At 64.8% G+C, this 23,809-nt stretch carries 22 protein-coding genes, 1 tRNA gene and 1 other RNA gene; 16 read left to right on the top strand and 8 right to left on the bottom strand.

The genetic code is table 11. From position 1 onward, the window contains the following. Positions 1–94: 94 nt before the first annotated feature. The 3 genes from VAE54_RS09765 (at position 95) to VAE54_RS09755 (ending at position 1,687) form a co-directional block, all read left to right on the top strand. The gene (locus VAE54_RS09765; protein ID WP_322801775.1) at positions 95–838 is read left to right on the top strand and encodes a YggS family pyridoxal phosphate-dependent enzyme; all 744 of its coding nucleotides are present in this window, start codon (positions 95–97) and stop codon (positions 836–838) included. Between the two features lie 87 nt (positions 839–925). Then, a complete protein-coding gene (locus VAE54_RS09760; RefSeq protein WP_322801774.1) occupies positions 926–1,183 on the top strand; it encodes a YggT family protein in 258 nt (85 codons plus the stop codon). Positions 1,184–1,492: 309 nt separating this feature from the next. Further along, positions 1,493–1,687: a hypothetical protein gene (locus tag VAE54_RS09755; RefSeq protein ID WP_322801773.1), complete on the top strand. Its 195-nt coding sequence runs from the start codon at positions 1,493–1,495 to the stop codon at positions 1,685–1,687. A 161-nt stretch (positions 1,688–1,848) separates the two neighbouring features. Here VAE54_RS09755 and rpsU read toward each other — a convergent pair whose 3' ends face one another. The 3 genes from rpsU to ssrA form a co-directional block, all read right to left on the bottom strand. Further along, positions 1,849–2,085 carry a 30S ribosomal protein S21 gene (rpsU, locus tag VAE54_RS09750; protein WP_322801772.1) on the bottom strand — a complete coding sequence of 79 codons (237 nt, stop codon included), beginning with the start codon at positions 2,083–2,085 and terminating at the stop codon, positions 1,849–1,851. A 279-nt stretch (positions 2,086–2,364) separates the two neighbouring features. Further along, positions 2,365–3,540 carry a class I SAM-dependent methyltransferase gene (locus VAE54_RS09745; RefSeq protein WP_322801771.1) on the bottom strand — a complete coding sequence of 392 codons (1,176 nt, stop codon included), beginning with the start codon at positions 3,538–3,540 and terminating at the stop codon, positions 2,365–2,367. A gap of 95 nt (positions 3,541–3,635) precedes the next feature. After that, positions 3,636–4,021, bottom strand: a transfer-messenger RNA (tmRNA) gene (gene ssrA, locus VAE54_RS09740). 254 nt (positions 4,022–4,275) lie between these two features. Here ssrA and pdo point away from each other — a divergent pair. From pdo to VAE54_RS09710, 6 genes are all read left to right on the top strand, one after another. Further along, positions 4,276–5,013 (top strand): protein disulfide oxidoreductase, encoded by a 738-nt coding sequence (gene pdo / locus VAE54_RS09735; RefSeq protein ID WP_322801770.1) that lies wholly within the window; start codon positions 4,276–4,278, stop codon positions 5,011–5,013. 51 nt (positions 5,014–5,064) lie between these two features. Next, positions 5,065–5,262 (top strand): DUF2892 domain-containing protein, encoded by a 198-nt coding sequence (locus VAE54_RS09730; protein ID WP_322801769.1) that lies wholly within the window; start codon positions 5,065–5,067, stop codon positions 5,260–5,262. Between the two features lie 114 nt (positions 5,263–5,376). Then, positions 5,377–5,452: transfer RNA gene (locus VAE54_RS09725), tRNA-Gly, on the top strand. A 160-nt stretch (positions 5,453–5,612) separates the two neighbouring features. Further along, positions 5,613–6,446, top strand: a complete 834-nt coding sequence (rnc, locus tag VAE54_RS09720; RefSeq protein WP_322801768.1) for a ribonuclease III — start codon at positions 5,613–5,615, stop codon at positions 6,444–6,446. A 49-nt stretch (positions 6,447–6,495) separates the two neighbouring features. Then, on the top strand, positions 6,496–7,587 hold the full coding sequence (gene prfA / locus VAE54_RS09715) for a peptide chain release factor 1 (protein ID WP_322801767.1): 1,092 nt from the start codon (positions 6,496–6,498) through the stop codon (positions 7,585–7,587). A gap of 102 nt (positions 7,588–7,689) precedes the next feature. After that, positions 7,690–8,517 carry a lysophospholipid acyltransferase family protein gene (locus VAE54_RS09710; RefSeq protein ID WP_322801766.1) on the top strand — a complete coding sequence of 276 codons (828 nt, stop codon included), beginning with the start codon at positions 7,690–7,692 and terminating at the stop codon, positions 8,515–8,517. An 81-nt stretch (positions 8,518–8,598) separates the two neighbouring features. On the opposite strand, the gene VAE54_RS09705 is transcribed toward VAE54_RS09710, so the two are convergent. The 5 genes from VAE54_RS09705 to VAE54_RS09685 all read right to left on the bottom strand — a co-directional run bounded on the left by VAE54_RS09705 (position 8,599) and on the right by VAE54_RS09685 (position 14,643). After that, the gene (locus VAE54_RS09705; RefSeq protein WP_322801765.1) at positions 8,599–10,122 is read right to left on the bottom strand and encodes a G5 domain-containing protein; all 1,524 of its coding nucleotides are present in this window, start codon (positions 10,120–10,122) and stop codon (positions 8,599–8,601) included. 90 nt (positions 10,123–10,212) lie between these two features. After that, positions 10,213–11,175, bottom strand: coding sequence for a hypothetical protein (locus tag VAE54_RS09700; protein WP_322801764.1), 963 nt, complete (start codon positions 11,173–11,175; stop codon positions 10,213–10,215). A 217-nt stretch (positions 11,176–11,392) separates the two neighbouring features. Beyond that, positions 11,393–12,433, bottom strand: a complete 1,041-nt coding sequence (locus VAE54_RS09695; RefSeq protein WP_322801763.1) for a TadE family protein — start codon at positions 12,431–12,433, stop codon at positions 11,393–11,395. A 36-nt stretch (positions 12,434–12,469) separates the two neighbouring features. Continuing rightward, positions 12,470–13,981: a pilus assembly protein TadG-related protein gene (locus tag VAE54_RS09690; protein ID WP_322801762.1), complete on the bottom strand. Its 1,512-nt coding sequence runs from the start codon at positions 13,979–13,981 to the stop codon at positions 12,470–12,472. Positions 13,982–14,040: 59 nt separating this feature from the next. Continuing rightward, positions 14,041–14,643, bottom strand: a complete 603-nt coding sequence (locus tag VAE54_RS09685) for a TadE/TadG family type IV pilus assembly protein (RefSeq protein ID WP_322801761.1) — start codon at positions 14,641–14,643, stop codon at positions 14,041–14,043. Positions 14,644–14,841: 198 nt separating this feature from the next. Here VAE54_RS09685 and VAE54_RS09680 point away from each other — a divergent pair, with 198 nt between their 5' ends. From VAE54_RS09680 to VAE54_RS09650, 7 genes are all read left to right on the top strand, one after another. Then, positions 14,842–15,402, top strand: coding sequence for a TadE family protein (locus VAE54_RS09680; protein WP_322801760.1), 561 nt, complete (start codon positions 14,842–14,844; stop codon positions 15,400–15,402). Between the two features lie 18 nt (positions 15,403–15,420). After that, positions 15,421–15,909 carry a TadE/TadG family type IV pilus assembly protein gene (locus tag VAE54_RS09675; protein ID WP_322801759.1) on the top strand — a complete coding sequence of 163 codons (489 nt, stop codon included), beginning with the start codon at positions 15,421–15,423 and terminating at the stop codon, positions 15,907–15,909. A gap of 32 nt (positions 15,910–15,941) precedes the next feature. Beyond that, entirely contained in the window at positions 15,942–17,252 is a 1,311-nt protein-coding gene (locus tag VAE54_RS09670; protein WP_322801758.1) for a Tad domain-containing protein, read from the top strand. A gap of 104 nt (positions 17,253–17,356) precedes the next feature. Further along, positions 17,357–20,371: a hypothetical protein gene (locus VAE54_RS09665; RefSeq protein ID WP_322801757.1), complete on the top strand. Its 3,015-nt coding sequence runs from the start codon at positions 17,357–17,359 to the stop codon at positions 20,369–20,371. Between the two features lie 193 nt (positions 20,372–20,564). Then, positions 20,565–21,221, top strand: a complete 657-nt coding sequence (locus VAE54_RS09660) for an LPXTG cell wall anchor domain-containing protein (RefSeq protein ID WP_322801756.1) — start codon at positions 20,565–20,567, stop codon at positions 21,219–21,221. A 233-nt stretch (positions 21,222–21,454) separates the two neighbouring features. Then, positions 21,455–22,465 carry a Flp pilus assembly protein CpaB gene (gene cpaB, locus VAE54_RS09655; protein ID WP_322801755.1) on the top strand — a complete coding sequence of 337 codons (1,011 nt, stop codon included), beginning with the start codon at positions 21,455–21,457 and terminating at the stop codon, positions 22,463–22,465. Positions 22,466–22,552: 87 nt separating this feature from the next. Further along, complete coding sequence (locus tag VAE54_RS09650) at positions 22,553–23,755, top strand: AAA family ATPase (RefSeq protein ID WP_322801754.1); 1,203 nt, start codon at positions 22,553–22,555, stop codon at positions 23,753–23,755. Positions 23,756–23,809: the final 54 nt, after the last annotated feature.

Here is a 23,809-nt window from a genome sequence, read left to right as displayed (position 1 = left end):
AGGGGCGACCGGGTCGTCCGCGGCGGCCCGCTCCGCCGGCTCGCTTCGAACCCAAGCGCATCTGCTCGAAATCCATCCGGGTGGCTTCTCGAGGATGAGCTCCTCCATCGCGGAGCGCTGGGAACGGGTTCAGGAACGGATCACGCGCGCAGCCCGTCGGGCCGGCCGGGATCCGGGGGAGATCACCGTGGTGGCCGTGACCAAGACGGTGCCGCCGGAGCGGATCCTGGAAGCGTATGCCTGTGGGCTGCGGATCTTCGGGGAGAACCGGGTGGAGGAAGCGGAGGGGAAAATCCCTCAGGTGCAGGCCCTCCTGGGCGGCGCGGCGGCGATCCGGTGGCATATGGTCGGCCATCTGCAACGGCGGAAGGCCCGGCGGGCCCTGAGCCTGTTCGACGTGATCCATTCCGTCGATTCGGTGCCGCTGGCGGAGAAGCTCAGCCGGCTGGCGGGGGAGAGGGGACAGCGGGCAAGGGTCCTTCTGGAGTGCAATGTCTCCGGCGAGGCGAGCAAATACGGCTTCCCCCTGGACCGCTGGGAGGACGATGCGGCCCAGCGGGAGGCTTTCTTCGAGGCGGTCGCCCGGATCCTGGATCAGCCTGGCCTGGAGGTCCTCGGGCTGATGACGGTCGCGCCCATCGCCCCCGATCCCGAAGCGGTCCGACCGGTGTTTCGCCGGCTCCGAGCGCTGCGGGACGCGCTGGCTGCGCGGTTTCCCCAGGGTTCCTGGGAGCACCTCTCCATGGGCATGACGGACGATTTCGAGGTGGCCATCGAGGAGGGCGCAACCATGGTCCGCCTGGGGCGGGCGATCTTCGGCGAGCGCCCCTCGTCATGATTCGTGATCCTTTCTGTGGAGGGCCTGGGGGGCGGGAGCCATGATCACAGCCCCGCGAATTTCCTTGAGGAAAGCGATATGCCTGGAATGCTGATCTCCTTGATCGACGCCCTGGTCAATCTCTACGTTCTTCTGATTGTGTTTTATGTGTTCGCCTCCTGGATCGGCCTCGATCCGTGGCATCCGGCCCGACGCCTCCTGGCGAGCGCGGTGGAGCCCGTGTTGAATCCCCTGCGGCGCTATCTCCCCCCTGTGGGCGGGCTGGATTTCAGCCCCCTGGTGGCGATCCTGTTGATCGAACTGGCGGGGCAGTTCCTCCGGGCGCTTCTCCTGGGGTGGTTCTGAGCCGGCGGAGCGGGGCAGGCGATGAAGCGACCTGCTCTCTTTTTTCTCCCGCGGGCTCTTCATTTTCCACGGGTTGCATTGACGAGCGCTCATGGGGGGATTAGAATCTACACCGTTCAGGAAAGATCGGTTGCGGGGAGTCTCTGGCGCTCCCTCATTCGATCGTGCGATGGCTTCGGATCGAGGTGAAGTCGAGAGGCTCTACAGAGAGGAGAGCAGAGAGGGGCGGCTCATCTGGCCTTTTCTATATCAGGTTCGGTTGCATCCATTCGAACAGCCGGAGAACGCTGGGGCAGGAGGAGATCGAGGATGCTGGCCAAACGGGTTGCCGTCGTCATCGGTGGTCTCATCATCGGGATCGCGCTGGAGCTATGCGTCCTGGCGCTTTATGCGATCCCGCCTGCGAAATATGGATGGCTCTATCATCTGGGCACTGCGGTGCCCCTGGCGCTGGCCGCGATGATCGTGCTGGACGCCGTGCTGAAGACGGAGATGCTCCCTTGAGGGCATTCAGAGGTCGGTCGGGCTGCGGAAGATAGCCTGGTCTGCTCCTCCTATCGACCCGCGGGATTTTAGGGGTGGGGGTCGCCGAAGGCGACCCCCACCCCAAAAAACAAAAGGGTGGGGGAAGCCCCACCCTTTTGTTTGTCTACCCCGCGCTGCGCTTACAGCAAACCGGCCGCTCGCAGGGCCTTCAAAGTCGTGCGCCGGCTTTTGCGCAGCTTGGCTGCCTTCTTGCGCTTGCGGATCACGCTGGGCGGCTCATAATAGCGCCGGCGCCGTAGCTCCGAGAGCAACTTGTCGGCCTGGATCTGCTTATTGAATCGCTTGAGGGCCGACTCGAAGGACTCCCCCTCCTCAATGATCACGCGGGCCAATGTCCCCACCCCCTTTCTGTGCATGGAGTTCTTCTTTAGCTCATTATACCGTTCCGAAGGAAAGGCTGTCAATGGGATGTCCACGGCCGTCCACAGATTTTGGGGAAGCCCTTCGGACGTGGAGGCGCTGGGGGGGCGCGGTTCCGGCTTCCGGCATGGTTGCTGCTCTTCCGACGGACCCCAGGCTGATTCAAAACCATCGCCCCAGGCCGTGCCCGATCTCCACGCGAGGTCAGATATCCCCTTATCGATAGAGAGGCCGCAGGGTGCTATCGGAATCTGGGGAACGGCCAACCGCGCCAGCTATCGAAGCCGGCGGGGCATGTGGAGCGCCCGATACACCCGATAATGGCGATCATCGAACAGGATCTCCACGTTCCCGAAGACCCGCTCAATGATTGTGCGATAAGGCAGCACCACCGCCCCAACCAGATAGAGCCGCCCTCCAGGGCGCAACACGGAGGGAGCATCATATACGAATTGTGTAGCGACTTCCCGTTCGACTCCAAAGCCCTGGTGGATCGGCGGATTGGTCACCACGACATCGAACAGTTCTCCCCGCACGCCATCGATGACGTCGCTGAGACGGACTTCCACGTGAGGCAGGGAATAAAGGGCCAGAGTGCGGCGGCTCGCCTCCAGGGCTGCCGCGCTGATATCCACCATCACCACCCGACCTTCCCGCGCTTCGTGGCCAGCGATCACCCCTACGATCCCATATCCGCATCCCAGGTCCAGAACGTGATCCGTGGGGCGGATCTCCATCTGTTCGATGAGATGACGGGTTCCCTCATCCAGAGCGGACCACGAGAACAGGCCAGGGCGAGTGATGAAGCGCCAGGTGCGGCCCCGAACGACCGCCTCCCGTTCCACGAAATCATCTCCGGGAGGCTCGATCTCCAGGTGAGCCGGGCGGGAGGCCACCGCCACCCGGTAGCCGCTTCCATACGCCCATACCGGAGCCCGGCCGAAGAGATCCCGGGCGTAAGCGATGATGCTGTCTACGCCGCCTCGCTTCGGCCCGGCCAGATAGAGCCGTCCCCCAGGCTTAAGCGCCCATGCTGCGAGGCGCACCAGGCGTTGCGCCACCTCCTTGCCCTTGGGGATGTTCAAAAGAACCACATCGAAAGACCCGGGCTCCAGGAGGGGATAGCCATCGCCATGGAAGATCCGGGCGCGCCCCTCGAAGCCGTTCATCGCCATCGTGCGCCGAGCAGCTTCCACCGCCAGGCCGTGGTCGCTGGCCAGGACGATCCGACCGGTTGTGCGTCGGGCGGCCAGTACCCCTAACCATCCCACCCCGCAGTTCAAATCCAGGACGTGATCCTCGGGGCCGATCTCCATCACCTGGGCGATGAGGGCCACACCCGGATCGACATGGCTCCAGATCTCCAGGCCCGGCTTCCCCGCCCAGCGGATCCGCTCCCCGCCGATGCGATCCTCGAATTCCCGCCAGACATAATAATCCGTGACCCCCATGGCACGCCCTGTCGGCGCGAGAAAAAATTGAAGCCCCCGGCCTTATAAACGGGAAGTGGGCGAGGCCCACCTCAGGACCCCGCCCACTTCCGCGCAGGTGGAGGCGGCGGGAATCGAACCCGCGTCCGGAAGATTCGATCGCCGGTGCCTACAGGCGTATCCGGTTTTTCCCTCTCGCCGGCCGGTCCTCCCACCGGCAAGGTCTCCGGCCGGCCAGCCCCTTGGATCTTAGGCGGCCTTCCGGGGCGCCCGGCCGCCGCACGCCGACTTTGTCCCACCCGATCCGGCCCCGTCGGCGATGGGTCCGGTCGAGCGGGTCCCCTCATCGGGGGACCGTCCCCTCACGCTGGCTTAGGCGGCCAGCGGGAGAGCCGCGTAATCGCGGTTGGCACTTGTGGTTTGCTCGGGTTGTTCACGGGGTCCGAGCGGCCCCGACCTGCCACCGACGATCTGCCTCCCCCGTCGAGCCCTCTTCGCCCCCTCGTGCATTCCTATTATATCGCACGTCCAGCTTCCTGGGAAACTCTCGCTCCGCCCCCTTTTCCATTCGCCAGGCGAAGGGGATCTGTCACTCCAACCGGCCCTCTGCATCTAAAAGAAGTGAAGGGCGACGGTCCGCGCCATCGGGCCCTCCGACTGGGGGGAGGGGGTGGGTTTCCGCCCACCCCCTCCAGGCTCCCGGGAGGAGGCCGGCGGATCGAACCCAAAACCCTTTCACCCCAGGAGGAGGTCCGTATGGCGTTGCTGGATGCGCACACCCGTGAGGAAGTCCGACGTCTGCTCGCTGATCTGAAGAACCCGGTCCGGCTTCTGGTTTTCATCCAGCACGTGGATTGTGTGTATTGTCGCGAGACACGGCAGCTGATCGAGGAGGTTGCCTCCCTGTCGGATCGGATCACGGCAGAGGTCTACAACCGGATCACTGATCGGGAGGTGGCTGAGCGCTATGGCATCGACAAGGTGCCTGCGGTCGTGATCGAGGGGGATCAGGACTATGGCATCCGTTACTTCGGGATCCCGTCCGGCTACGAGTTCAGCTCCCTGATTGAGGATATCCGGATGGTCGGCGCGCGGGATTCTGGCCTCTCGCCCTCCAGCCGCAAGCGCCTGGCTCAGATCCAGACGCCTGTTCACATCCAGGTCTTCGTCACACCGACATGCCCTTACTGCCCGCGGATGGTGCGGCTGGCCCATCAGGCGGCGATGGAGAGCCCGTGGGTCCGGGCGGATATGGTGGAGGCGATGGAGTTCCCGGAGCTGGCGGATTACTACGGCGTCTACGGCGTCCCCCGAACAGTGATCAATGAGGTCCTTCACATCGAGGGGGCAGTGCCGGAGGGATACTTCATCAATGAGCTGATGAAGGTGACGGATCCGGAAGCGATGGCGCGGGCTCGAGCGGCATGGGAGCATATGCGCCATGCCCTTGCTGGAGCTCATATGCATCACCATCATCACGATGAGGAGGAGTGAGCCCGTGATGTTCGAGGAGATCCTGTTCGATCCCTTCCAGGAGGTGAAACCATGGTGGTGAATATGGCCAGCTGGGATCGGATCGTGCGGCTCATTGTGGCCGTGGTGTTTATCCTGCTCTCCGCCTTCGTCCTCCACTTCAATGCCCTGGGCATCATCCTCACCGTCGTCGGCGTGATCTTCATCCTGACCTCTCTGATCGGCTGGTGCCCGCTCTACGCGCTGCTGGGCTTCCGGACGAAGCGCTGAGGTGCTCCCCCTCCCGACCTCCATCCTCACTCCTCCCCTACCAGGGGAGGGGTGAGGATGGGGGGAGAGATTTGACAGAGGCGCTCGGACCCGCTAAATTGTTATATAGAGCGGGCGGGCGTAGCTCAGATGGTAGAGCGTTGGCTTCCCAAGCCAAAGGCCGCGGGTTCGAGTCCCGTCGCCCGCTCCATCGGGGGCAGATCCGTGATCTGCCCCCTTTGTTTTGTAGGGGTTCTCGGACCTAACCCCCCGGCCCCCTTCCCTACGAGGGAAGGGGGAGCCGATTTTCGCTCCCCGCTTCGGGGAGGGGTTCTTGGACCGTTATCCTTCCTTCGCGAGGGAGATTTGCGATGGGGAACTGGTGGGTTCGGATCGGGCGTATCTGGGGGCATCTTCAGGAAAAGCAGCCGGAACCCGCGCCTCGCGGTTCGCCCCTCCCTTCGCCCCACGCTTCCCCTTCCGAGGAAGACCCTCTTCGGCTCCTGGAGAAACGCCTGGGCTGGTCCTTCCGAGACCGGACTCTCCTTATGGAAGCCCTCACCCATCGGTCCTATGTGAATGAGCATCCGGAGGAAGGGGTCCGGGACAATGAGCGCCTGGAGTTCCTGGGAGATGCGGTCCTTCAGCTGGTGGTCAGCGCGGAGCTGTTCCGTCGATTCCCAGATTGGTCGGAGGGACGCCTGACGGAGTTGCGTACGGTTCTGATCCGCGGGGAGCGGCTGGCCGCATGGGCGGAGGAGCTGGAGCTGGGTCGGTGGCTCCGCGTAGGGAAGGGGGAGGCGGAAAGCGCTCGGGCCCGTCCTTCGGTTCTGGCGGATGCCTTCGAGGCGCTTCTGGGCGCTCTGTATCTGGATGGGGGGCTGCCGGCGGCCGAACGTCTGCTGGGCCAGTTGCTGCCCATGGCCATCGATCAGGCCGTGCGGGATCTGGAGTGGCATGATCCGAAAGGACGCCTGCAGCACTGGAGCCAGGCCGTCCGGGGGAAGACCCCTGTCTATCGGGTGGTGGCGGTGGAAGGCCCTCCCCACGCGGCCCGTTTCACGGTTCAGGTGCTGATCGGCGATGAGGTCGTGGGGGAAGGTCAGGGGGCCAGCAAGCGGGAAGCCACCCGGGAGGCGGCCCGGAACGCGTTGATCCGCCTGGGGATCGAGAACGGCGGCGAGCTGGAAATCGGGACCGCGTGATATCCGATCCTGCTGGTCTTTCGCACAACGGTGATCAGGTGAATTCCCGATGGAACGGCGATGGCTGGAGAAACTGGAAGCTGTCGAACAGCGCTATGAAGAGCTGACCGCGATGCTGGCCGACCCGGCCGTGGCGGCGGATATCTCCCGGCTCCGGATCCTCAGCCAGGAGCGGGAGGAGCTGGAGCCCATTGTGGAAACTTTCCGCCGCTATCAGGCGGTGCGTCGACAGCTGGAGGAGGCGCGGCAGTTGCTGGAAACCACGGAGGACGAAGAGCTGGCCGCCCTCGCCCGGGAGGAAGCCGAACGCCTCTCCGAGGAGCAGGAGCGCCTTGAGCAGCAGCTCCGGCGCCTCCTGCTCCCCCGCGATCCGAACGATGAAAAAAATGTCATTATGGAGATCCGCGCGGGGGCGGGCGGGGAGGAGGCCGCGCTGTTTGCCGCCGATCTTTTCCGGATGTATACCCGTTACGCGGAGCGGAAAGGCTGGGAGGTGGAGCTCCTCAGCGCCAACGAGACCGGCCTGGGCGGCTTTAAGGAGGTCATCTTCCTGATCCGCGGCCGCGGCGCTTATTCCCGCCTCAAATATGAGAGCGGTGTCCATCGGGTCCAGCGGGTGCCCGTTACGGAGGCCTCCGGCCGCATCCACACCAGCACGGCAACGGTTGCGGTGCTCCCCGAGATGGATGAGGTGGAGGTGCAGATCGATCCAAAGGACCTGATCATCGAAACCTTCCGGGCGGGCACGGCGGGCGGGCAGCACATGCAGAAGAACGAGACAGCGGTGCGGATCACCCATATCCCCACCGGGATTGTGGTCTCATGCCAGGATGAGCGCTCCCAGTTCCAGAACAAGCAGCGGGCGCTGGCCATCCTGCGGGCCCGTCTGTATGAGCGGGAGCGCCGGAAACGAGAGGCGGAGGTCAGCCAGGCTCGCCGCCTCCAGGTGGGGACCGCGGAGCGGGCCGAGAAGATCCGCACCTATAACTTCCCTCAGAATCGGGTCACGGATCACCGGATCAATCTCTCCCTGTATCGCTTGCAGGAGATCTTGGATGGCGATCTGGATCCCCTCATCGATGCGCTGATCCTGGAGGATCAGACCCGCCGGCTGGCAGAGGAAGAGATGGCGACACGCTGAGGATACCGAGCGCATCCGGGGTTGCGCAGCGGGGAAACCCGCTGCGTTCCTTAATTTTTGGTTTTTGCCGGCATTCCGCGATCGGGATTGCGCAGCCAGGATATGACGGAAACGGGACAGGTATTCCAACGGGCTTCCCGCTGGGCGACAGCCACGCGGGTCCATCGGCACTCGTGGCTGCGCCGCTTTCTGACCTTCTTGCTTCATCTCGCTTACCGGCTGGTGCTGCGCCTGGAGGTCGTGGGGCTGGAGAATATCCCTCCCGCCGGGCCGGTGATCCTGGCCATCAATCACATCAGCTTCCTGGATCCGGTGCTGGTGGTCAGCCTCCTGCGGCGCAAGGTGCTCCCCATGGCCAAGGCCGAGGTCTTCCGCGATGTCGTGCTGGGCCCCCTGGTCACCGCCTTCGATGCCTTTCCGGTCCGACGGGGAGAGATCGATCGCCGGGCCGTCCAGACCGCCCTGGAAGTGCTTCGGATGGGCGGGGTGTTGCTCATCGCCCCGGAGGGCACTCGCAGCCCCACCGGCGCGCTGATCCCGGGGAAAGAGGGAGCTGTCTACCTGGCCTGGCGCACGGGCGCCCCGATCGTGCCGGTGGGTGTGGATGGGACCGATCGCTTCAAGTTCAACATCCGCCGGCTCCGGCGCACGCCGGTGCGGGTGGTTTTCGGCCCGCCTTTCCGGGTGGAAATCCCCGAGGAGCGGAGCCGGGAGGCGCTGCGGGAGGCGACGGATGAGCTGATGGCGCAGATCGCGGCGTTGCTGCCGCCGGAGCGACGCGGGGTTTACGCCGACTTCCCCGCCATCCCCTCTCGCTACCTCCGTCCCCTTTCTGTCCCGGAAGGCGTTCGGGTGCGACAGATCCCGGCCGGGCCGGCGGCAACAGGTCCTCGCTCCACCCGGATTCCCCAGGCGAATGAAAATCCCTGACTCCAGATAGGATGGATCAACGAACAGGCCGTCGTCCGGTCTAAACGGTGTAAGGAGATATCCCCACGGGGGATCCGGCCTTCAGCGCCATGCCATCGCCGCGATGTCCCCCCGGGCGGTGAGGCGATCGATCCGGCCGGAAGGGAGGGCAATCCGGTAGAGGTCCCCCTGATAGCGCACCAGGAGGCTTCGCCCGTCGGGTCCCCAGCGCATATCGGGCTGGCCGCCGAATCCGATCTCCCCCTCCGGCGGGAACAAGCGCCGTCGATCACTCCCGTCGTGATCGGCCCAGTAGAGGTCATAGCGGGAAGCATCCCCGGCCTCGGGCTGACGGGCCTGGCCGAAAAAGAGGCCCAGGTCGCTCCAGAGCACGCCTGCCCATATCCCGATATCCTCGATCAACGGGCGCGCCCATCCGGCATCCACGGCCAGGATCCAGAGATCAAAGCGGGTGGATTGCTCGGGGGGCTCTCCGGAGCGGGGAGGGCCATGAACGAGCGCAGCTAGGTATCGGCCATCCGGGGACCAGGCGAGAGCGGGCACCCAGGCCCACGCGCTCCGGGTTTCATAAACCGGGAAGGTGAGCAGGATGGTCGCTCGGAGGCTCCCCAGATCCAGCATCCCGATCCCATCGGTGCGCCCGAAGGCCAGACGGCGGCCATCTGGGGACCAAGCCCAGGCCATGCCCCACCATCCGTAAGGGCCGCCAGCGGTTGGCGTCAGCACCTGGCGGGCTTCGATCCGCCCGTTCCCCCATCGGCCGATCCAGAGGTCGTTATGCGCTCGCCAGCCTGGCGGCCCGGGGCTTGGCTCTCCGGTGGCGAAGGCCAGACGATCCCCCCGGGGAGACCATTCCAGCCAAAGCACGTTTTCCAGGCCGGCGGGCTGCGGGCGTGGCGGATCGGCACGGAGGTTCAGCCCCCAGAGGGTGTTCAGGAGCGGGCGAGGGGATGTCAGGGGAGCCCGGGAGAACAGGAGGAAGCCGCCATCGGGAGATAACGTGAAGACCCGTCCGTCCAGATCGCCCAGGTTCGTGAGCGGCAGGATCCGGGTCGTTTCCCCAGCGACGCGCCATGCGTCTCGACGGGCCAGGAAGACCAGCGTGCCGGAGATCGGCATCGAGGTCACCTCGCCCAGCAAGCTGACCGCCACGATCTCGGGAACCGGATCCCGCAGGCGTTCCCGGTGGATCTCCTGGCGCTCCACCGGCTGGCCATCGGCCCATGTGATCCGGACGGTCACCCGTTCGATGCCGGGTTCGCCCCGGCGGATCAGGCGGTTTTCCCCCGGGGCCAGCCGGGCGTCCTTCAGGATCTGTCGGGGGAACGGGATCGGGACCTCCTGGACCTCCAGGGTCTGGGTGATGCGGGTGACCGTGATCACCATCCCGGGGCGGATGGACACGTTCTCCGGCGGCGTAACCCGATCCAGATCCCCGAGGGGGATGCCTGCCTGAGCCAGCGCCTCTCGGACCGTTGGACCGCGGGCATAGATGGTGCGGCGCTGGCCGTCCGCGATGACGGTCATCATCACCGGCCGGGCCAGGCAGGCGACCAGCATCGCCACCCCGAATCCGATCATCCCGCGTTCCCACCGATGGATCATCCATGCCTCCGGTTCCCTGCTCTGGTGTGCCGTCCGGGAGGTCTCTTCCCGGTTGTTGATTTTACCGGAGGCGAGGATGGACTGGAGGATTTACGGAGGGCTGCGCAGGATCAGGGGGAGGAAGAGGGCACGCGGGCAGATCATGGCCACGTTGTTGTCCTCCCGGGCCTCCCAGACCCGTCCGGTCAGGGGGCTTTCTCCATAGGGATCCACATCCACGTTCAGGAACAGGCATCGACCGGGCTGGAGCGAGGCGGTTCCGGTGATCGGAACCTCGTGGCCGGGGCTCAGAGGAGGGAGCCACACGCCGGTGGGTCCCTGCATCCACGTCTCGAACCCTCCGCCGTCCGCCGGGCTGGTCGGGGGATCTCCGGGGGCGCGTTGCTGCAAAGCGACCAGAAAGCCGCCGACCCGTGATGGGACCGGTGCGGCGCCCGCATTGCGGATCCATGCGTTCACCTGGGCGCTTCCTCCATGGATCCGTAGGGTCATGGTGAGGGGGATCAAATCCGGGAGCGTGGCTTCTGATCGATTCCGCAGATCCCCCAGGCGGAAGGTATACGTGACCCATGCCCGGCTCTCTGGGGTGGTGGTGAAGCGCGCCATCGGCCAGACGAGGCCTCCGGGCACGTAAAGGGGAAAGGGGCTCAACCCCTCGTGGCTGGTGGACACGATCCGCGCATAGGTAACCGTATAGACGCCTGCGGGCAGACGCACCGCCATCCCGGTGGCGAAATCGAAGCCCTCCCGCCCGATGGTCCCAACGGTGATCTCGTACTCCGGCGGCTCATACCGGGCGTAGGCCGTGGTGACCCATGAGGCGAAGAGGGTATGAGTTGGCTGGACATTATAGAACACCACCCCGGTGGGTTCCATCGTCCAGGTGATGCCACCATCCTGGGGCTCTGCCCAGGCCTCCACGCGGGTGATCTGCTCCGGGAACGTGAGCCCTCCAAACCCGATGCGCAGGGAGCTCACGGTGGCGTTCTCAACCCGGTTTTCCCGGGTGATAGGGAGATGAGGGTCTCCCGGATCCGTGATGCCGATGGTCATGGTCTGCCACCGAGCGTTGGGGAGCGTCTCAGCCGCATCAATCCCTGGCGCCGGGGCAGGAGGAGCCGGCCACGGAGGAGGGGGCGGGGGCGGAAGGGTCTGGGCGCTCCCGCGTCCGATCAGAGCGCCCAGAAGCCCCAGTCCTGTTAAGGTGAGCCCCATAAGCCAGAGGATCCTCCCCCTTGGCATCTTTGACCCCCCGTCCCTTTCGTTCGGTTCACCCGTCAAAGCCACCCGGCGTGGGCGTCATCGTCGGCGTGGGCGTCCACGCCGGCGTAGGGGTACGGGTGGGCGTGCGGGTGGGAGTCAATGTGGGCGTTCGCAGCGGCGTCGGCGTGGGGGTGGGCGTCGGCGTAGGAGTGCGGGTAGGCGTCGGCGTCCGGGTGGGTGTAGGAGTGGGTGTCGGTGTGCAGATCGAGGGCGGGCACACCGTCGGCGTCGGTGTGCGGGTGGGCGTCGGCGTGGGCGTCCGGGTCGGCGTGGGGGTACGGGTGGGCGTGGGAGTCGGCGTCGGCGTGCAGATTGAGGGCGGGCAAGCCGTCGGTGTGGGCGTGCGGGTCGGCTTTGGCGTAGAGGTGGGCTTGGGCGTGAAGGTGGCCGTTGGCGTTGGCGTATCCGTCGGCGGCGGCGTGGGCGTGGGGGTATCCGTGGGAGCCGGCGTGAACGTGGGCGTCGGCGGCGGCACGACCGTCGGGATCTTCGGCGGCAGCCCCAACAGGCGGACGGTCCGGAAGCGCTCGTTGATCACCTCGCGGCGGGCGATCAGGGGGATATGGGCAACGATGGGCCGGAGGAGGGGGGTGATGATCATATGATTGTGGCGGATCACTACCACGACCCGATCCCCAGGCCCCCCGGCATCGTTCCCTGGGACGCAGCGCAGCGTAGCCGGATCGAACTCAAAGCCCGGCCGACTGCTGCAGATGGTGACCCCATAGAAGCCCGGGGTATCGGAGCCCGGCCCTCCGGCTTGCTCTCCGAACTGCGTGATCAGGAGACCGTAGAGGATCTCCCGACCCCGTTCCAGGCCGGCCCGGAGCCGAGCCTGTTCCCGATCCGCCTCATCCGCGCAGCCGTTGAGGCAGAAGGCCGGGTCGTATTGCCCAGTGGAGAGATAGCGGGCCGCCGCCCGCGCGTTATTCTCGATGGTCGCCCACGCGTAGAACACCCGGGCCAGCTCGATGACCATGAAAACCAGAAGGAGAAAGATCGGCAGGGCCACGGCGAACTCCAGCGTCCCTTGGGCCATTCGGCGCATGATTCCCCCTCCTCAGCCATGCGACGGAAAGCCCGCCTATCGGTTCAAACGGGTGAAAATCCGGCGGGCGATCTCCCGGAAGATCTGCTGCAGCGCTGCGGCGTCCGGCGCGTAGAAATAGTTGCTGCATGACTGCCCCTGCGGCTTCCAGGCCGCGCCCGGGCTGAACCAGTCGCTCCCGCCCTGCAGGCAGTCCGCCTGATTGTTGCCATCGGTGCTGTCGGCCAGGTAGCGCATGAACTTCTCCCCCACGTCTGGATCCCGTCCCTGGCCCGGGCGCACCTTCAGACCGTGCATTCCGCTCCCGTAGCCGATGGAGAAGACCACGACGTTGGCCTCCCGGAGCACATCCACCATATCGAGCGCGGCGTCCTCCGCATCATATCGGAGATCGGCTGGGACATGACGCGTTTCGAAGTCGCCATCCTGACAAAACGGACGGAAGTCGGGATCCCCCCAATACCAGGTGGGCTCACCCCAGCCGGGGGATGGGTTATAGCGAGGGCAGAGCCCGAAGTCCCTCGCCGCCGGATCCGGCGAGCCTGGAGAGGGGTCCGTGGCGTTGGCCGCGGCGTCGCTCAGCATCACGATGGCCCAAAGGGCGCCGGTCTCTGCTGGCCGTCCTTGGGTGGCCAGGACGTTGTAGGCCAGGCGGAGAGCTCCCTGGACGTTGCTGCTGGGGCACGGGCGCGGGTCAATCCCTGGCCCCGGCACCAGCACAGGAACCGGACGGCAATTTCCAGAGGTGCAATCCATCCCGGCGCATTTCGCGGTTTGGGAGTTCTGGGCGGGATCATAAACCCGGATGCTCTGGATCGCGTTCTGAACAGTGGCGAGGCTCGTTCCCCCGTTGAGATCCACCAGCAGGCGGGCCTGACGGTCGAAGGAGACCACCGCCACGCGGTCGTAGGGGTAATACATCCGCGCGGCGAATTCCTGAGCGGCCTGGCGCACGGAGCGGAAAGGCTCACAAATATCCTGGGGGTTGCAGAAGTGTGGCCTCTGGGGCTTGGGGCACGCCGGACTGGGGTTGGGGGAGTCCGTGGGGATGCAGACGATGGGGTCGCCCTGGGCGAGCACCATCCGGGTGTCATACGCCATCGACTCCGAGTTGTCAATGATCAGCACCAGATCGACGGAGGCTGCCTCCCCGGTCGCGGAGCCGGAGAGCCGCGCGCTCGACCAGCCCACCACCTGCATGAAGGTCATGGGGACGACGATCTCTGCTTCGACACGCACCAGCTTGCGACGGGGAGTGGTGCAGAGCTCTGCAGCGTAAGGGCCTGGGTCATCGCATGTATAGACTCGGATGTTGGCCACATCGAAGCCCTGGGCGGTCAGGAAATCCCGGGCGGCCTGCTGGATATCGGCAAGGGTGCGGCCGACGCGGAACTGGTTGGAGCCGGCCAGGGCCGCTCCATCCAGGGCATGCTGCAGGCGGTGTCGGGCAGCATAGAGGCGGGCGCCATCCATCGCCAGGCCGGCCAGGGCCAGCAGCCCCACCAGCATCAAGGCGAAGAGAACCACAATCTGCCCGCGGCGGCGCATCGCTCCACCTCCTGATCTCCCTTAGGGCGCCGGAGAAGCCCTGCAGACCCGCGCCTCGTTCATTCCATCGGATCCACAGAAGGCAGCGGCATCCAGGCCGATGCATACATCGGGATCATTTCGGGGAACGCCCAGGTGAACAGACCCAGACGCTGGCGGTAGTGGTAATACACCTCCACCACCAGCACGCCTTTGCTGGGGAAATGGCCGATCTGGGCGGCGATCGCTGCATTTGTGACCCGGGAGCTCCGATTGTGGAAACGGGACCACCCGTTAGGGGCATTGCGGGGGAGCCGCCAGGCCAGCGTGCCGTCCTGTCGGATGCCGAAAGCAGAGATCACCAGATCATCCCCCAGGCCTGCGTTCAGCGCGTATGGACGGAAGGCTTCATCGAAGCGCTGGGAGACAGGAGTCATGAAGAGATCGCTGTCGCAAACGGCACCGGGGTCTCGGGGATCCTCCTGATGATCGGCATACAGACAGGGATCGCCGTCGGCCCCGAAGCGGGCGGCCTCCCGCACGGCGTCCTGGAGGGAAAGATACGTGGCGATCGCGAACCCCAGTTCGGTCAGGCCGGCGATGAGGATCAGGAAGAGGGGCAGCAGGATCGCCAGCTCCACGATGCTCTGGGCTCTCCGCCCCCTCCATACCCATCGACGCATCGACCCCTCTCGTATCCCAAAGGCCTTCTAAATCTAAAACGGTTTATAAAACTGGGCCTTCTTTCATTTCTCCCTCCCCCAGATTATATTAAAAATTCTCAAACCGTCAATAGCCCGAAGGTCCGGCAGGGGTGGGAAGAACGGGCCCGTAACCTCCCCATCGGACGGGGCGGTTTCTTACAAGGAGGTAAGAGATTTATGACTTTCCGGATACCGGCGAGACTGTCGCGGGGGGGATGCAGGAGTGGGGGGCAGGGCCTGGTGGAGTTCGCCCTGGTCCTCCCGGTGCTGTTGTTGTTCATGCTGGGCATCATGGAGTTCGGCCGCGTTCTCTTCATCTACACCGAGGTCTCCAACGCGGCGCGGGAAGCGTTGCGCGCGGCCGCTGTGACCATCCATCGGGGCAACGATGCGGATCGCGGGAAGGTGACCGTCGCCGAGTGCAATGAGATCCTGAACCGGGCTTATGGGACACTGGCGCTGACGCCCCAGAGCCAGGTGACGATGACGGTGGAGTATCGTCGTCCCAATGGGAGTGGGTCCTTCCTTTCTTTGGGCAGGTGCTCTTCGGATCCGGCTCAGACTCAGTTGCCCACCACGGATGTCCTGGCCCTGAACGACCTGGTCTATGTGGAAGTTCAATCTCAGGTGAGCGCGGCCACCCCGCTGATCCGGCCCTTCGTATCGAACCTGCCGCTCCGTTTCGCCGGGATGCGCTCCGTGGTCCCGATCAGCGGGATCGCCATGCCCAAGCCGTGAGCGCGAGGGGAGAGGACGATGGGATCCGGCGGGAATCCCTGCTCCCATGATCATCGCCAGCGCGGCCAGAGCCTGGTGGAGTTCGCCCTGGCCGCCACCGTGTTGTTGCTGTTGCTCACCGGGGTGCTGGATCTGGGCCGGATGTATATGGCGTGGGTAGCGATCCAGGATGCGGCGGGCGAGGGGGCGCTCTACGCGGCGATGAACCCGCGCTGCATCAGTGCGGCCAACGGGCCTTCATGCGCGACCCCCAATAACGCTTACGATCGGACGTTCATCGCGATCCGGCAGACGCCTGGAACTCCTCTGGATCCCTACCGGGTTACGATTGTGATCACGCCGAACGATCCGGGACAGATCTGCTTCGGGACGCCGATCACGGTTTCCACCTTGTATTCATTCACGATGATCACGCCGGTGATGCAGGCGATGTTCGGCCCAGAGGTGAGGCTGCGGGCTTACGCGGTGCAACGGGCCCTAAACCATGGATCCGGGGCATGCCCGTGAGGCGTGATACGGACCGATCAGGAGGTGCTCCCATGGGCGGAAGGATGGAAGGGCGGAATCGTGGACAGGCGCTGGTGCTCATCGCGATCGCCTTCATCGGCCTTCTGGCCCTCACGGCCCTGGCCCTGGATGGCAGCAATGCCTACGGCCAGCGCCGGCGGGCTCAGAACGGGGCGGACGCTGGCGCCCTGACCGGGGCTCGCTTTCTCTGGAACCCCCAACCATGGTGCAGTAATCCCCATGGTTATGGCTGTCTGGAGGCATCCCTGCGGCAGGCAGTGAACGCCGCTGTAGAGACCCACGGCATCCCGGATACCTCTGGTCAACCGGGAGATGCTTATAACAACAATATCGAGGTCTTCTACACCGACGCGGATGGGAACGTCCTCGGCCCGGTCGGTGGCGGTTTCGTGCCGGCGAAGATCGGCACCAAAGAGGTCAAGGGGATTCGCGTGGTGGTCTGGAATCCCTTCCCGGCCTTCATCGCACAGGTGATCGGCCGGGCGAACCTGCGGGTGAGTGCCGAAGCGGTGGCGGTCTATCAGCCCCCGGTTTCTTGCAATGGCTGGGCGATTTTCGCGGGGTGCACCGGCAACTGCCAGCCTAACGTGCTCAAGGCCACCGGCGGCGGCCAGGCTGGGGTCGTCAACGGCAACATCCACTCCAACGCCGATATCAACATCAGCCAGCAAATGTATATCAACGGGGTCTGCGATTACGTGACTCAGAAGAAAGGAAACGGGACATGCCAGACCACCCAGCAGGGCAGCTACATCCCGATGCCGCAGTTTTACCGGTATGAGGACTTCCTGCCCGGCGGCGCGAAATGGAACCAGGTCGATTCCAGCCGGCGGTATTATTTCAAGGACTCCATCACCCTGCAATCCAGCGGCCGCTGTCCCTCCCCCGGGAGCAATGGTAGGGGCTCCTATAAACTTTGCGATGGGCTCTACGTCGTCGACGGCGATGTCACGATCCAGGGCGGGGGGACGGTCACCATCACTGTCGTCACCAATGGATCGATCAAGTCCACGAGTTCGAACAACGATCAGGCCTACTTCAGGGGGTTCTACAAGGAGCCCGATGGCAAGGGGCAGCTCCTGTTCTTCTCGACCTCGAATGACACCAACAACGGGGCGATCCAGCTCTCGTATTCCCGGATCTCATGGGAAGGCCTGATCTACGCCCCAAACGGCCTGGTGAACCTCTCGGGCAGCCAGGGGTTCACCGGGAACGGCGCCATCTTCGGCTACGAAGTCGATGTCTCCGGGGCAAACTTCCAGCTGACCTATAACGAGAACGCTTGCCCGACCACACCTCCTCAACTCTTCCTGTTCCGATGAGGAGGCTTCCAGCGGGTCCGATCTCCATCTCTCCACCCAGGATCCGGGCTATGGGGTCGCGCAGGGGTTGGCATCGGGTTGGAGCAGGGCTTCTCCTGGGAGGGGTGGGATTTCTCGTTCTCCTTCTGTCTATGGGCCGCCGGGTTGAGGCGGGCGTCCAGGCCCTCTCTCAGACCACCCTGGCCGATTTCAGCCCGGGAGAGTTCCTCCGTACCGGGCTGGCGAATATGGGAGATGGCGCCGTCTCCCTCCTTCGAGCCGGGCTGAGCGGCGAGTGGATCACCACGGTGGTGACCGCTGGTTTGATCCCCCGTTGGGGTCACATGGCCGTTTATACGGCGAGCCGCCTCTATGTCCTGGGAGGATTGGCCTCGAGCAACGACATGATCGCCGGCCCATCCCTTGTGCAATCGGCCACCGTCCGCTCCGATCATGATCTCACTTCCTGGGTGACGGTTTCGACAAACCTCGCGGACTTCTTCCCTTCCGGGATCGCGTATGGAGGGGCGGTGGTGGTGAACAATTTTCTCTATGTGATCGGCGGGCAAAACCAGCCGGCCATCGCCCCGGGGGCGCCGCAGCGGACGGTGGTCTATGCCCGGATCCAGCCGGACGGCTCCCTGGGGCCGTTCACGACGACGGCTTCTCTGCCCATCAGCCTGACGAACATGGCGGTTGTCGCATGGGGTGGATGGATCTATGTGCTGGGGGGGATTTCAGAGGGCTTGCAGGTTCGTGACCTCATCTACGCAGCGCGGCCTGACCCGGTCACGGGTCAGATCACCAGCTGGCAAGTCCTTTCATGGACGCTTCCCTATCCCCTGTGGCGGCACGCGGCAGTCGCCGAGCAGGGTGCTCTTTATGTGATCGGAGGAATGACCGGGACAAACAGCCTGCCGCTGTTCGAGGTCTGGTTCGCGCCTCTGGGGGACGGAACGCTCCTTGGACCCTTCACGCGCACTACGCCCCTGGATAACAATCTGGTGGATCTGGCGGCCATCGGTTATCACGGCCTCCTGCTGACCAGTGGGGGTCTGCAAAGCAACTTCAGTGATGCCAGCCGGGATGTGCGAGCGGGTGTGCTCGCGGACACGGGGGAGGTCATCACCTGGACGGCGACCAGCCTGATCACGCCGCCCCGCAGCGCCCATGCCATGGTGGTGTTGCCGGATGGTTGGGTTTATGTGATCGGAGGCCGGTATGGCAACATCCCGCTGACCCATATCAACGCCGGCCGCCTGAGCGCGGAGGGAGCAGGGCTCTTCGTATCCAATGGGCGCTATCTGGCCCCACCCTTCCATCTGGATCGGCGACGGCTGCTGTTGACTCTGGATCTTCAGTTTCTGCATCCGCCCGGAACAGACGCCGCGGTTCGTATTCGATCCCAGAGCCAGGATGGCTTCCCCTGGAGTGATTGGAGCGCATGGACACCGCTCACCGAGACGGGGGTGGTTACGCTCTCCATTCCCCTCAGTCTCTATGTTCAGTCTCTGCAGTATGAAGTGGCTCTCAGCACCACAAACCCCCTCACGGCGCCTTTCTTGCTCCGGGCCGATCTGCGCTATGAGGTCCCGGACAGGCCGCCCACCTGGTGGAAGCAAGCCGCGCCCCCGGGAGGAAGCTCGGTGCGACCGGGAGATCGGATCACCTACACGGTTGTCCTGACGAACGACAGCGGCGCCACCCTGCATGGCCTCCGCCTGGTCGATTTCTTCCCTGCTGGAACCGCTTACGTGGGAGGCTCCGCTTCCGCTTCCGGGGGTCTCTCATGGACGGTCTCCCCCAGCGGATGGCTGGGGGAAATCGCCTCCCTCGCCCCGGGTGGGATTCTGACGTTCTCCTTCGCCGTCACCGTGTCCGCAGGAGGCGGCGATATCCAGAACCAGGCTGTGTTGCAGACCGATGAGTTCGGCTCGCTTGCCAGCAACCCGGTCATCCATCCGGTGGCGGCGCTGACCGGCACGCTCGGCGCCCTTCCGCCTGCCGGGAGCATCGTTTCCCCGGGGGCGCTGCTCACCTATACGCTTCGAGTGACGAACACGGCGTCGGCAGCCAGTGGGGCTTTGGAGATCTTCGGCCAGCTTCCCAGCCCTATCGTCCCGATTCCCAACGGCGTCCAGGTCTCCATCGGTTCGGTGTTCACGGACACATGGCCGACCTTCCGCTGGGACCTGCCCGGCCTGAGCGCGGGGATGGCTGCTGCCCTCACCTGGACCGTACGGATCACGGAGCCCGCCTTCATCGCCGATGGCGTGTGGCTCACCGCCACCGCGGCCCTCTCCGGCGCTATCCCGATTCCGCTTGGGAGTGTTGCCCACCTGGTGCGTCAGCCCTACGCTCTCGAGATCTCCAAAACCGATGGCCGGAGTCAGGCGGACATCGGAGATGTGCTTGATTACACGATCACGGTCACCAACACCGGGTGGGTGACGGTCACGGATATCCGGATCACCGACACGCTGACCGGGTGGCCGTGGATTGCTTTCGTGGACCCGCCCGTTGGGTGGGGGCAGGCGGTGATTACGCTGCCCGCCCTGGGCCCGCGGGCCACGTTTTCCTTCGTCCAGAGGGCTCAGATCAGCATCTCCGCCAATCTCTCCGACGTGGTCGCCTTCACCAACACAGTCATCGCCCGCTCCTTCGGGACGGCCGGCGTTCCCCTGATGGATGCCTTCCAGGCCTCCGACGTCACCGCCCTGGCCGGGCCGGACTTGGTGGCGGCCATTCCGCCGGAGTCCGTGCGCTTCGATGGCCGCACCGTTACGCTCACTGTGGTTGTCACCAACCTCGGGCCCGGCACGGCCCGTCCACTGGATACTTCATCCCCGCTCTGCGCTCCCTACTGGGTGCTCGTGGGATTCTCCGTGAACGGCGTCCCGGTGCGATCGGACTATTTGTTCTTCGGAATGAACCGGCTACGCCCCGGCGAGATGGCCTCAGGCACGTTCACGCTGACGCTCTCAGGTCCTGCCTGGATCAGTGCCACGGTGGATGCTTACGCGCCCGGCTTTGGCTTTCCAGGCCGGGGATGCGTGATGGAGACGCGGGAAGACAACAACGTTACTGTTCCTGTCCGGGCTGGCGGATATTCCGTCTTCCTCCCCCTGATCCTGCGATAGCGGATGGGGAAACTGGGCTTCGCTGTTGTTCCCGAGCCGGGTCTCTCCATAGCGTCTGGATGATTCCCCTTTGGAGTCAAGCCAGCCCGACCTTCCCAATCCCAGGATTCGGCAGTAAAATCCCTCCAGTCCATGGAGACGACGCTGGACCCCTTGCCTTCGAACGAAAATTGAGAATAAGGGGAGGGACCGGATGAGGTGGGCAGGATCACCGATCCGAGGAGGTGGCTGGTGGAAGCAAGGAGGGCTTCGGATCGGCCTGGGCTTGGCGCTGGGGGTCAGCTGGATGTTGGGAGGGAACGATCGGGCGCAAGCCCAATTCCCCACCCCTCCAGCTCCAACCCCTACTCCATTCCCGACCTGGACTCCCACGCCCATTCCGACCCTGACCCCGACCGCTTCGGCCACACCGCTGGCGACCCCAACGGACACGCCAACCCCCACGCCGACCGGGACGCCAGTGCCGACGGCGACGCCCACGGGTTCTGGGTTTCCCACACCCGGTCTAACGCCTACTCCATTGCCCCCTGGGCCTACGGCGACATATACCCCTACGCCTTTGGGATCGCCCACCCCCCTTCCTTCGACAGCCACTCCCACGCCCTCCCCTATGCCATCTCCGACCCCGGGGGCCACGGGGGCTCTCGCTCCTCCTCCGCCTCCGCCACCCCCGTCGGGGGAATGGCACGGCCCGGTGCAGGGAACAGCTCCGCCGCGTCTGGATGCGGCGCGGTTGCCGCAGACAGGCGGGGCGTTGTGGGGGCCGGTGGCCGGAGGGGGATTGGCGCTGCTGGCGGTCTGGCTGGCGTGGCACCGGCGGTCCCGCGGGCGAAGGGGAGATCCCTCATGATGACGCTTTCAAGGGAGCACTTTCCCATCCCATCCAGAGGCATTACCCGGAAAGCCCGACCCCAGGGACCCAGCGCCTATTCCGAAAAATTGGAAAAGGCATATAATAGACGGTAATCAAAGAAGCTTCTGTCTTCCAGGAGCGGTGCCGGGTGGAGACCGGGCCTGCGGTGGAACCAGCCTGGAGCCATCCACTCGAGGCGAACGCGGGAGATTATCCACTGGAGGCGGGGAATGCGCCGGCGCAGAAATCGGACGCTGTTGTTGCTGATCCTGCTGATCCTGGTCTTGATGGGAGCGGCGCTATGGCTGTTGCCGCGCTTCGCGGCGGGGCCTGCTCCAACGGCCACACCTACGCCACCCTTCCTGCAATCCATTGTGATCGCCGCGCAGAACATCCCTCGTGGCGCCGTGATCAGCGAATCGGATGTGACGCTGCGGGGATGGCCGGTGGAGGTTCTTCCAGAGGGCGCCTTCACCGATCCCAAGGCGGTGATCGGGAAGGTGGCGCGGGTGGATATCCCCCGACAGAAGCCCATCGTGCCGGAGGATCTGACGGTCCAGCCTGCGGAGGTGGGACGGCGGGGATCCGACGCCAGCTTCTTCGTGCCACCCGGTAAAGTGGCCTTCCCAATCCCTGTGGATGAGGCGGGCGCGGTGGCCTTCAACTTGGCGCCTGGAGATCGGGTGGATGTCCTGGTGACGTTCCGGTTTGTTCCCGTTAAGCAGGGGGCGGAGGGAGAGTTTTATCCCCAGATCCTGGATGAGGATCTTTTCAACCGCCTGAAAGCTCTGGGGGTGGAGCCGGGGGCTGCCGCTCAGGTCGCTGTGGTGAAGCCGGACCAGCAGACGGTCCTCCCGGTCAGCCAGCTGGTCCTTCAGAACGTGGAAGTTCTTTCCGTGGGGCCTTTCGAGTCGCCTCGCCGCCCTGCCCCAACCCCCGGACCGACGCCTGCTCCTGGGCCCACGCCGACGCCCACGCCCATGCCGCGTCATCAATATATCACGCTGCTGGTGGACCCTCAGGAGGCCCTGATCCTGCAGTGGCTACGGGAATCGGGGGCCGTGGTAGATCTGGCCTTGCGCAATCCGACAGACAACCAGCTGGCGCGGACGGATCCGGTGACGCTGGGCTGGCTGATCCAGCGGATCGGGATCACGCTTCCGCCTCCGGGACGCTTCGGCTTGGCTCGCGATAACACGCCAGGCTGTCCCGATCAATTCGCCCGGGAGCCATGCCGCTGAGCCCCGGGTAGGACACAGGGAGGACAAGGGTGGACCTCCCGTCCGATCGGTTCAGGCATTCCAGACTGTGCTCGTCGAGGAGATCCAATGGCGGACTCGCGGATTCGTGTGCTGATCGTGGACGATGTCCACGAGACGCGGGAGAATTTGAAGAAGCTCCTCATGTTTGAGCCGGACATTGAGGTGGTGGGCAGCGCAGCCAGCGCAGAGGAGGGGATTCGGCTGGCCCGGGACCTTCAGCCAGATGTCGTCCTGCTGGACATCAACCTACCGGGAATGAGCGGGATCGCAGCGGTGGAGCAAATTATGGAGGTGGCGCCCCTCACCCAGGTGGTGATGATGTCGGTTCAGAGCGATGCGGACTATCTGCGGCGGGCGATGCTGGCCGGAGCCCGGGACTTTCTCTCCAAACCCTTCTCGGCCGACGAGCTGGTGGCCACCGTTCGTCGGGTGCATCGGATGCGCCGGCCGCCGCCGGTGCTGCCTCCAACGGGGCCGTTGCCCGGAGGTGGCCGTGGCGCCCAGGGGAAGGTCGTGGCGGTTTACAGCCCCAAGGGAGGAGTCGGCACCACGCTCATCGCCGTGAACCTCGCGGTGGCTTTGCAGAAGCCAGAGCGCCGCGTGGCCCTGATCGACGCCTCGCTGCCCTTTGGAGACATCGGGGTGTTCCTGAACTTGCAGGGGCCCCGTAGCATTGCGGACCTGGCCCGGCTGGAGGAGATGGATCCAGAGGCCTTCACCCTCTCCCTGGTGTCCCATGCCTCCGGGTTGAAAGTGCTCCTGGCCCCCCCACGTCCGGAGCTGGCGGAGTATGTGACCGCCGATGCGATGAAGCGGATCCTGCACATGGCCCGAACCCTCTTCGATATCGTGGTGATCGACACCACCACCCAGCTCACTGATGCCACGCTGCTGATCCTGGACGAGGCGGAACAGATCGCGCTGGTGGTGACCCCCGATGTGCCGGCGATCAAGAACGCTCGCCTGTTCTTTGATGTCATCACCCAGTTGAACTACCCACCGCAGAAGACCCGTATGATCCTGAACAAGATGGATCGCCGCTTCGGGATCACCGCGGAGATGGTGGAGCAGGCCCTCAAGCATCCGGTGAGCGCTCAGATCCCCTGGGATGAGATCACCGTGCTGAGCTCCATCAATAAAGGAGCCCCATTGGTCGCCCAGCGATCCAAACCCATCGCTCAGGCGATCCTCCAGCTGGCCGGGCGGGTCGAGGAGGCGCTGTTTGCCCCTCAGGAGGTCGAGGAGGCACGAAAACGGAGCGGTCGTTGAAAGCGGGAAGGGGTGGGAAGGGGTTCTCCCGCCATGGGGAAACGTTAACATAAG

The organism is Thermoflexus sp. (assembly GCF_034432235.1).
Lineage (GTDB): Bacteria > Chloroflexota > Anaerolineae > Thermoflexales > Thermoflexaceae > Thermoflexus.
The sequence above is the reverse complement of the archived record's forward strand: the minus strand, read 5'-3'. Positions and strand labels throughout refer to the sequence as shown.

Bases quoted from the DNA above. Each gene is read 5' to 3' on its own strand.
- VAE54_RS09680 (WP_322801760.1), top strand. From the start codon at position 14,842: ATGACTTTCCGGATACCGGCGAGACTGTCGCGGGGGGGATGCAGGAGT.
- VAE54_RS09670 (WP_322801758.1), top strand. From the start codon at position 15,942: ATGGGCGGAAGGATGGAAGGGCGGAATCGTGGACAGGCGCTGGTGCTC.
- VAE54_RS09765 (WP_322801775.1), top strand. From the start codon at position 95: ATGAGCTCCTCCATCGCGGAGCGCTGGGAACGGGTTCAGGAACGGATC.
- VAE54_RS09695 (WP_322801763.1), bottom strand. From the start codon at position 12,433: ATGCGCCGAATGGCCCAAGGGACGCTGGAGTTCGCCGTGGCCCTGCCG.
- VAE54_RS09690 (WP_322801762.1), bottom strand. From the start codon at position 13,981: ATGCGCCGCCGCGGGCAGATTGTGGTTCTCTTCGCCTTGATGCTGGTG.
- rnc (WP_322801768.1), top strand. From the start codon at position 5,613: ATGGGGAACTGGTGGGTTCGGATCGGGCGTATCTGGGGGCATCTTCAG.
- VAE54_RS09705 (WP_322801765.1), bottom strand. From the start codon at position 10,122: ATGATCCATCGGTGGGAACGCGGGATGATCGGATTCGGGGTGGCGATG.
- VAE54_RS09660 (WP_322801756.1), top strand. From the start codon at position 20,565: ATGAGGTGGGCAGGATCACCGATCCGAGGAGGTGGCTGGTGGAAGCAA.
- VAE54_RS09675 (WP_322801759.1), top strand. From the start codon at position 15,421: ATGGGATCCGGCGGGAATCCCTGCTCCCATGATCATCGCCAGCGCGGC.
- VAE54_RS09685 (WP_322801761.1), bottom strand. From the start codon at position 14,643: ATGCGTCGATGGGTATGGAGGGGGCGGAGAGCCCAGAGCATCGTGGAG.
- prfA (WP_322801767.1), top strand. From the start codon at position 6,496: ATGGAACGGCGATGGCTGGAGAAACTGGAAGCTGTCGAACAGCGCTAT.
- VAE54_RS09755 (WP_322801773.1), top strand. From the start codon at position 1,493: ATGCTGGCCAAACGGGTTGCCGTCGTCATCGGTGGTCTCATCATCGGG.
- pdo (WP_322801770.1), top strand. From the start codon at position 4,276: ATGGCGTTGCTGGATGCGCACACCCGTGAGGAAGTCCGACGTCTGCTC.
- cpaB (WP_322801755.1), top strand. From the start codon at position 21,455: ATGCGCCGGCGCAGAAATCGGACGCTGTTGTTGCTGATCCTGCTGATC.
- VAE54_RS09700 (WP_322801764.1), bottom strand. From the start codon at position 11,175: ATGACCATCGGCATCACGGATCCGGGAGACCCTCATCTCCCTATCACC.
- rpsU (WP_322801772.1), bottom strand. From the start codon at position 2,085: ATGCACAGAAAGGGGGTGGGGACATTGGCCCGCGTGATCATTGAGGAG.
- VAE54_RS09760 (WP_322801774.1), top strand. From the start codon at position 926: ATGCTGATCTCCTTGATCGACGCCCTGGTCAATCTCTACGTTCTTCTG.
- VAE54_RS09730 (WP_322801769.1), top strand. From the start codon at position 5,065: ATGGTGGTGAATATGGCCAGCTGGGATCGGATCGTGCGGCTCATTGTG.
- VAE54_RS09650 (WP_322801754.1), top strand. From the start codon at position 22,553: ATGGCGGACTCGCGGATTCGTGTGCTGATCGTGGACGATGTCCACGAG.
- VAE54_RS09710 (WP_322801766.1), top strand. From the start codon at position 7,690: ATGACGGAAACGGGACAGGTATTCCAACGGGCTTCCCGCTGGGCGACA.
- VAE54_RS09745 (WP_322801771.1), bottom strand. From the start codon at position 3,540: ATGGGGGTCACGGATTATTATGTCTGGCGGGAATTCGAGGATCGCATC.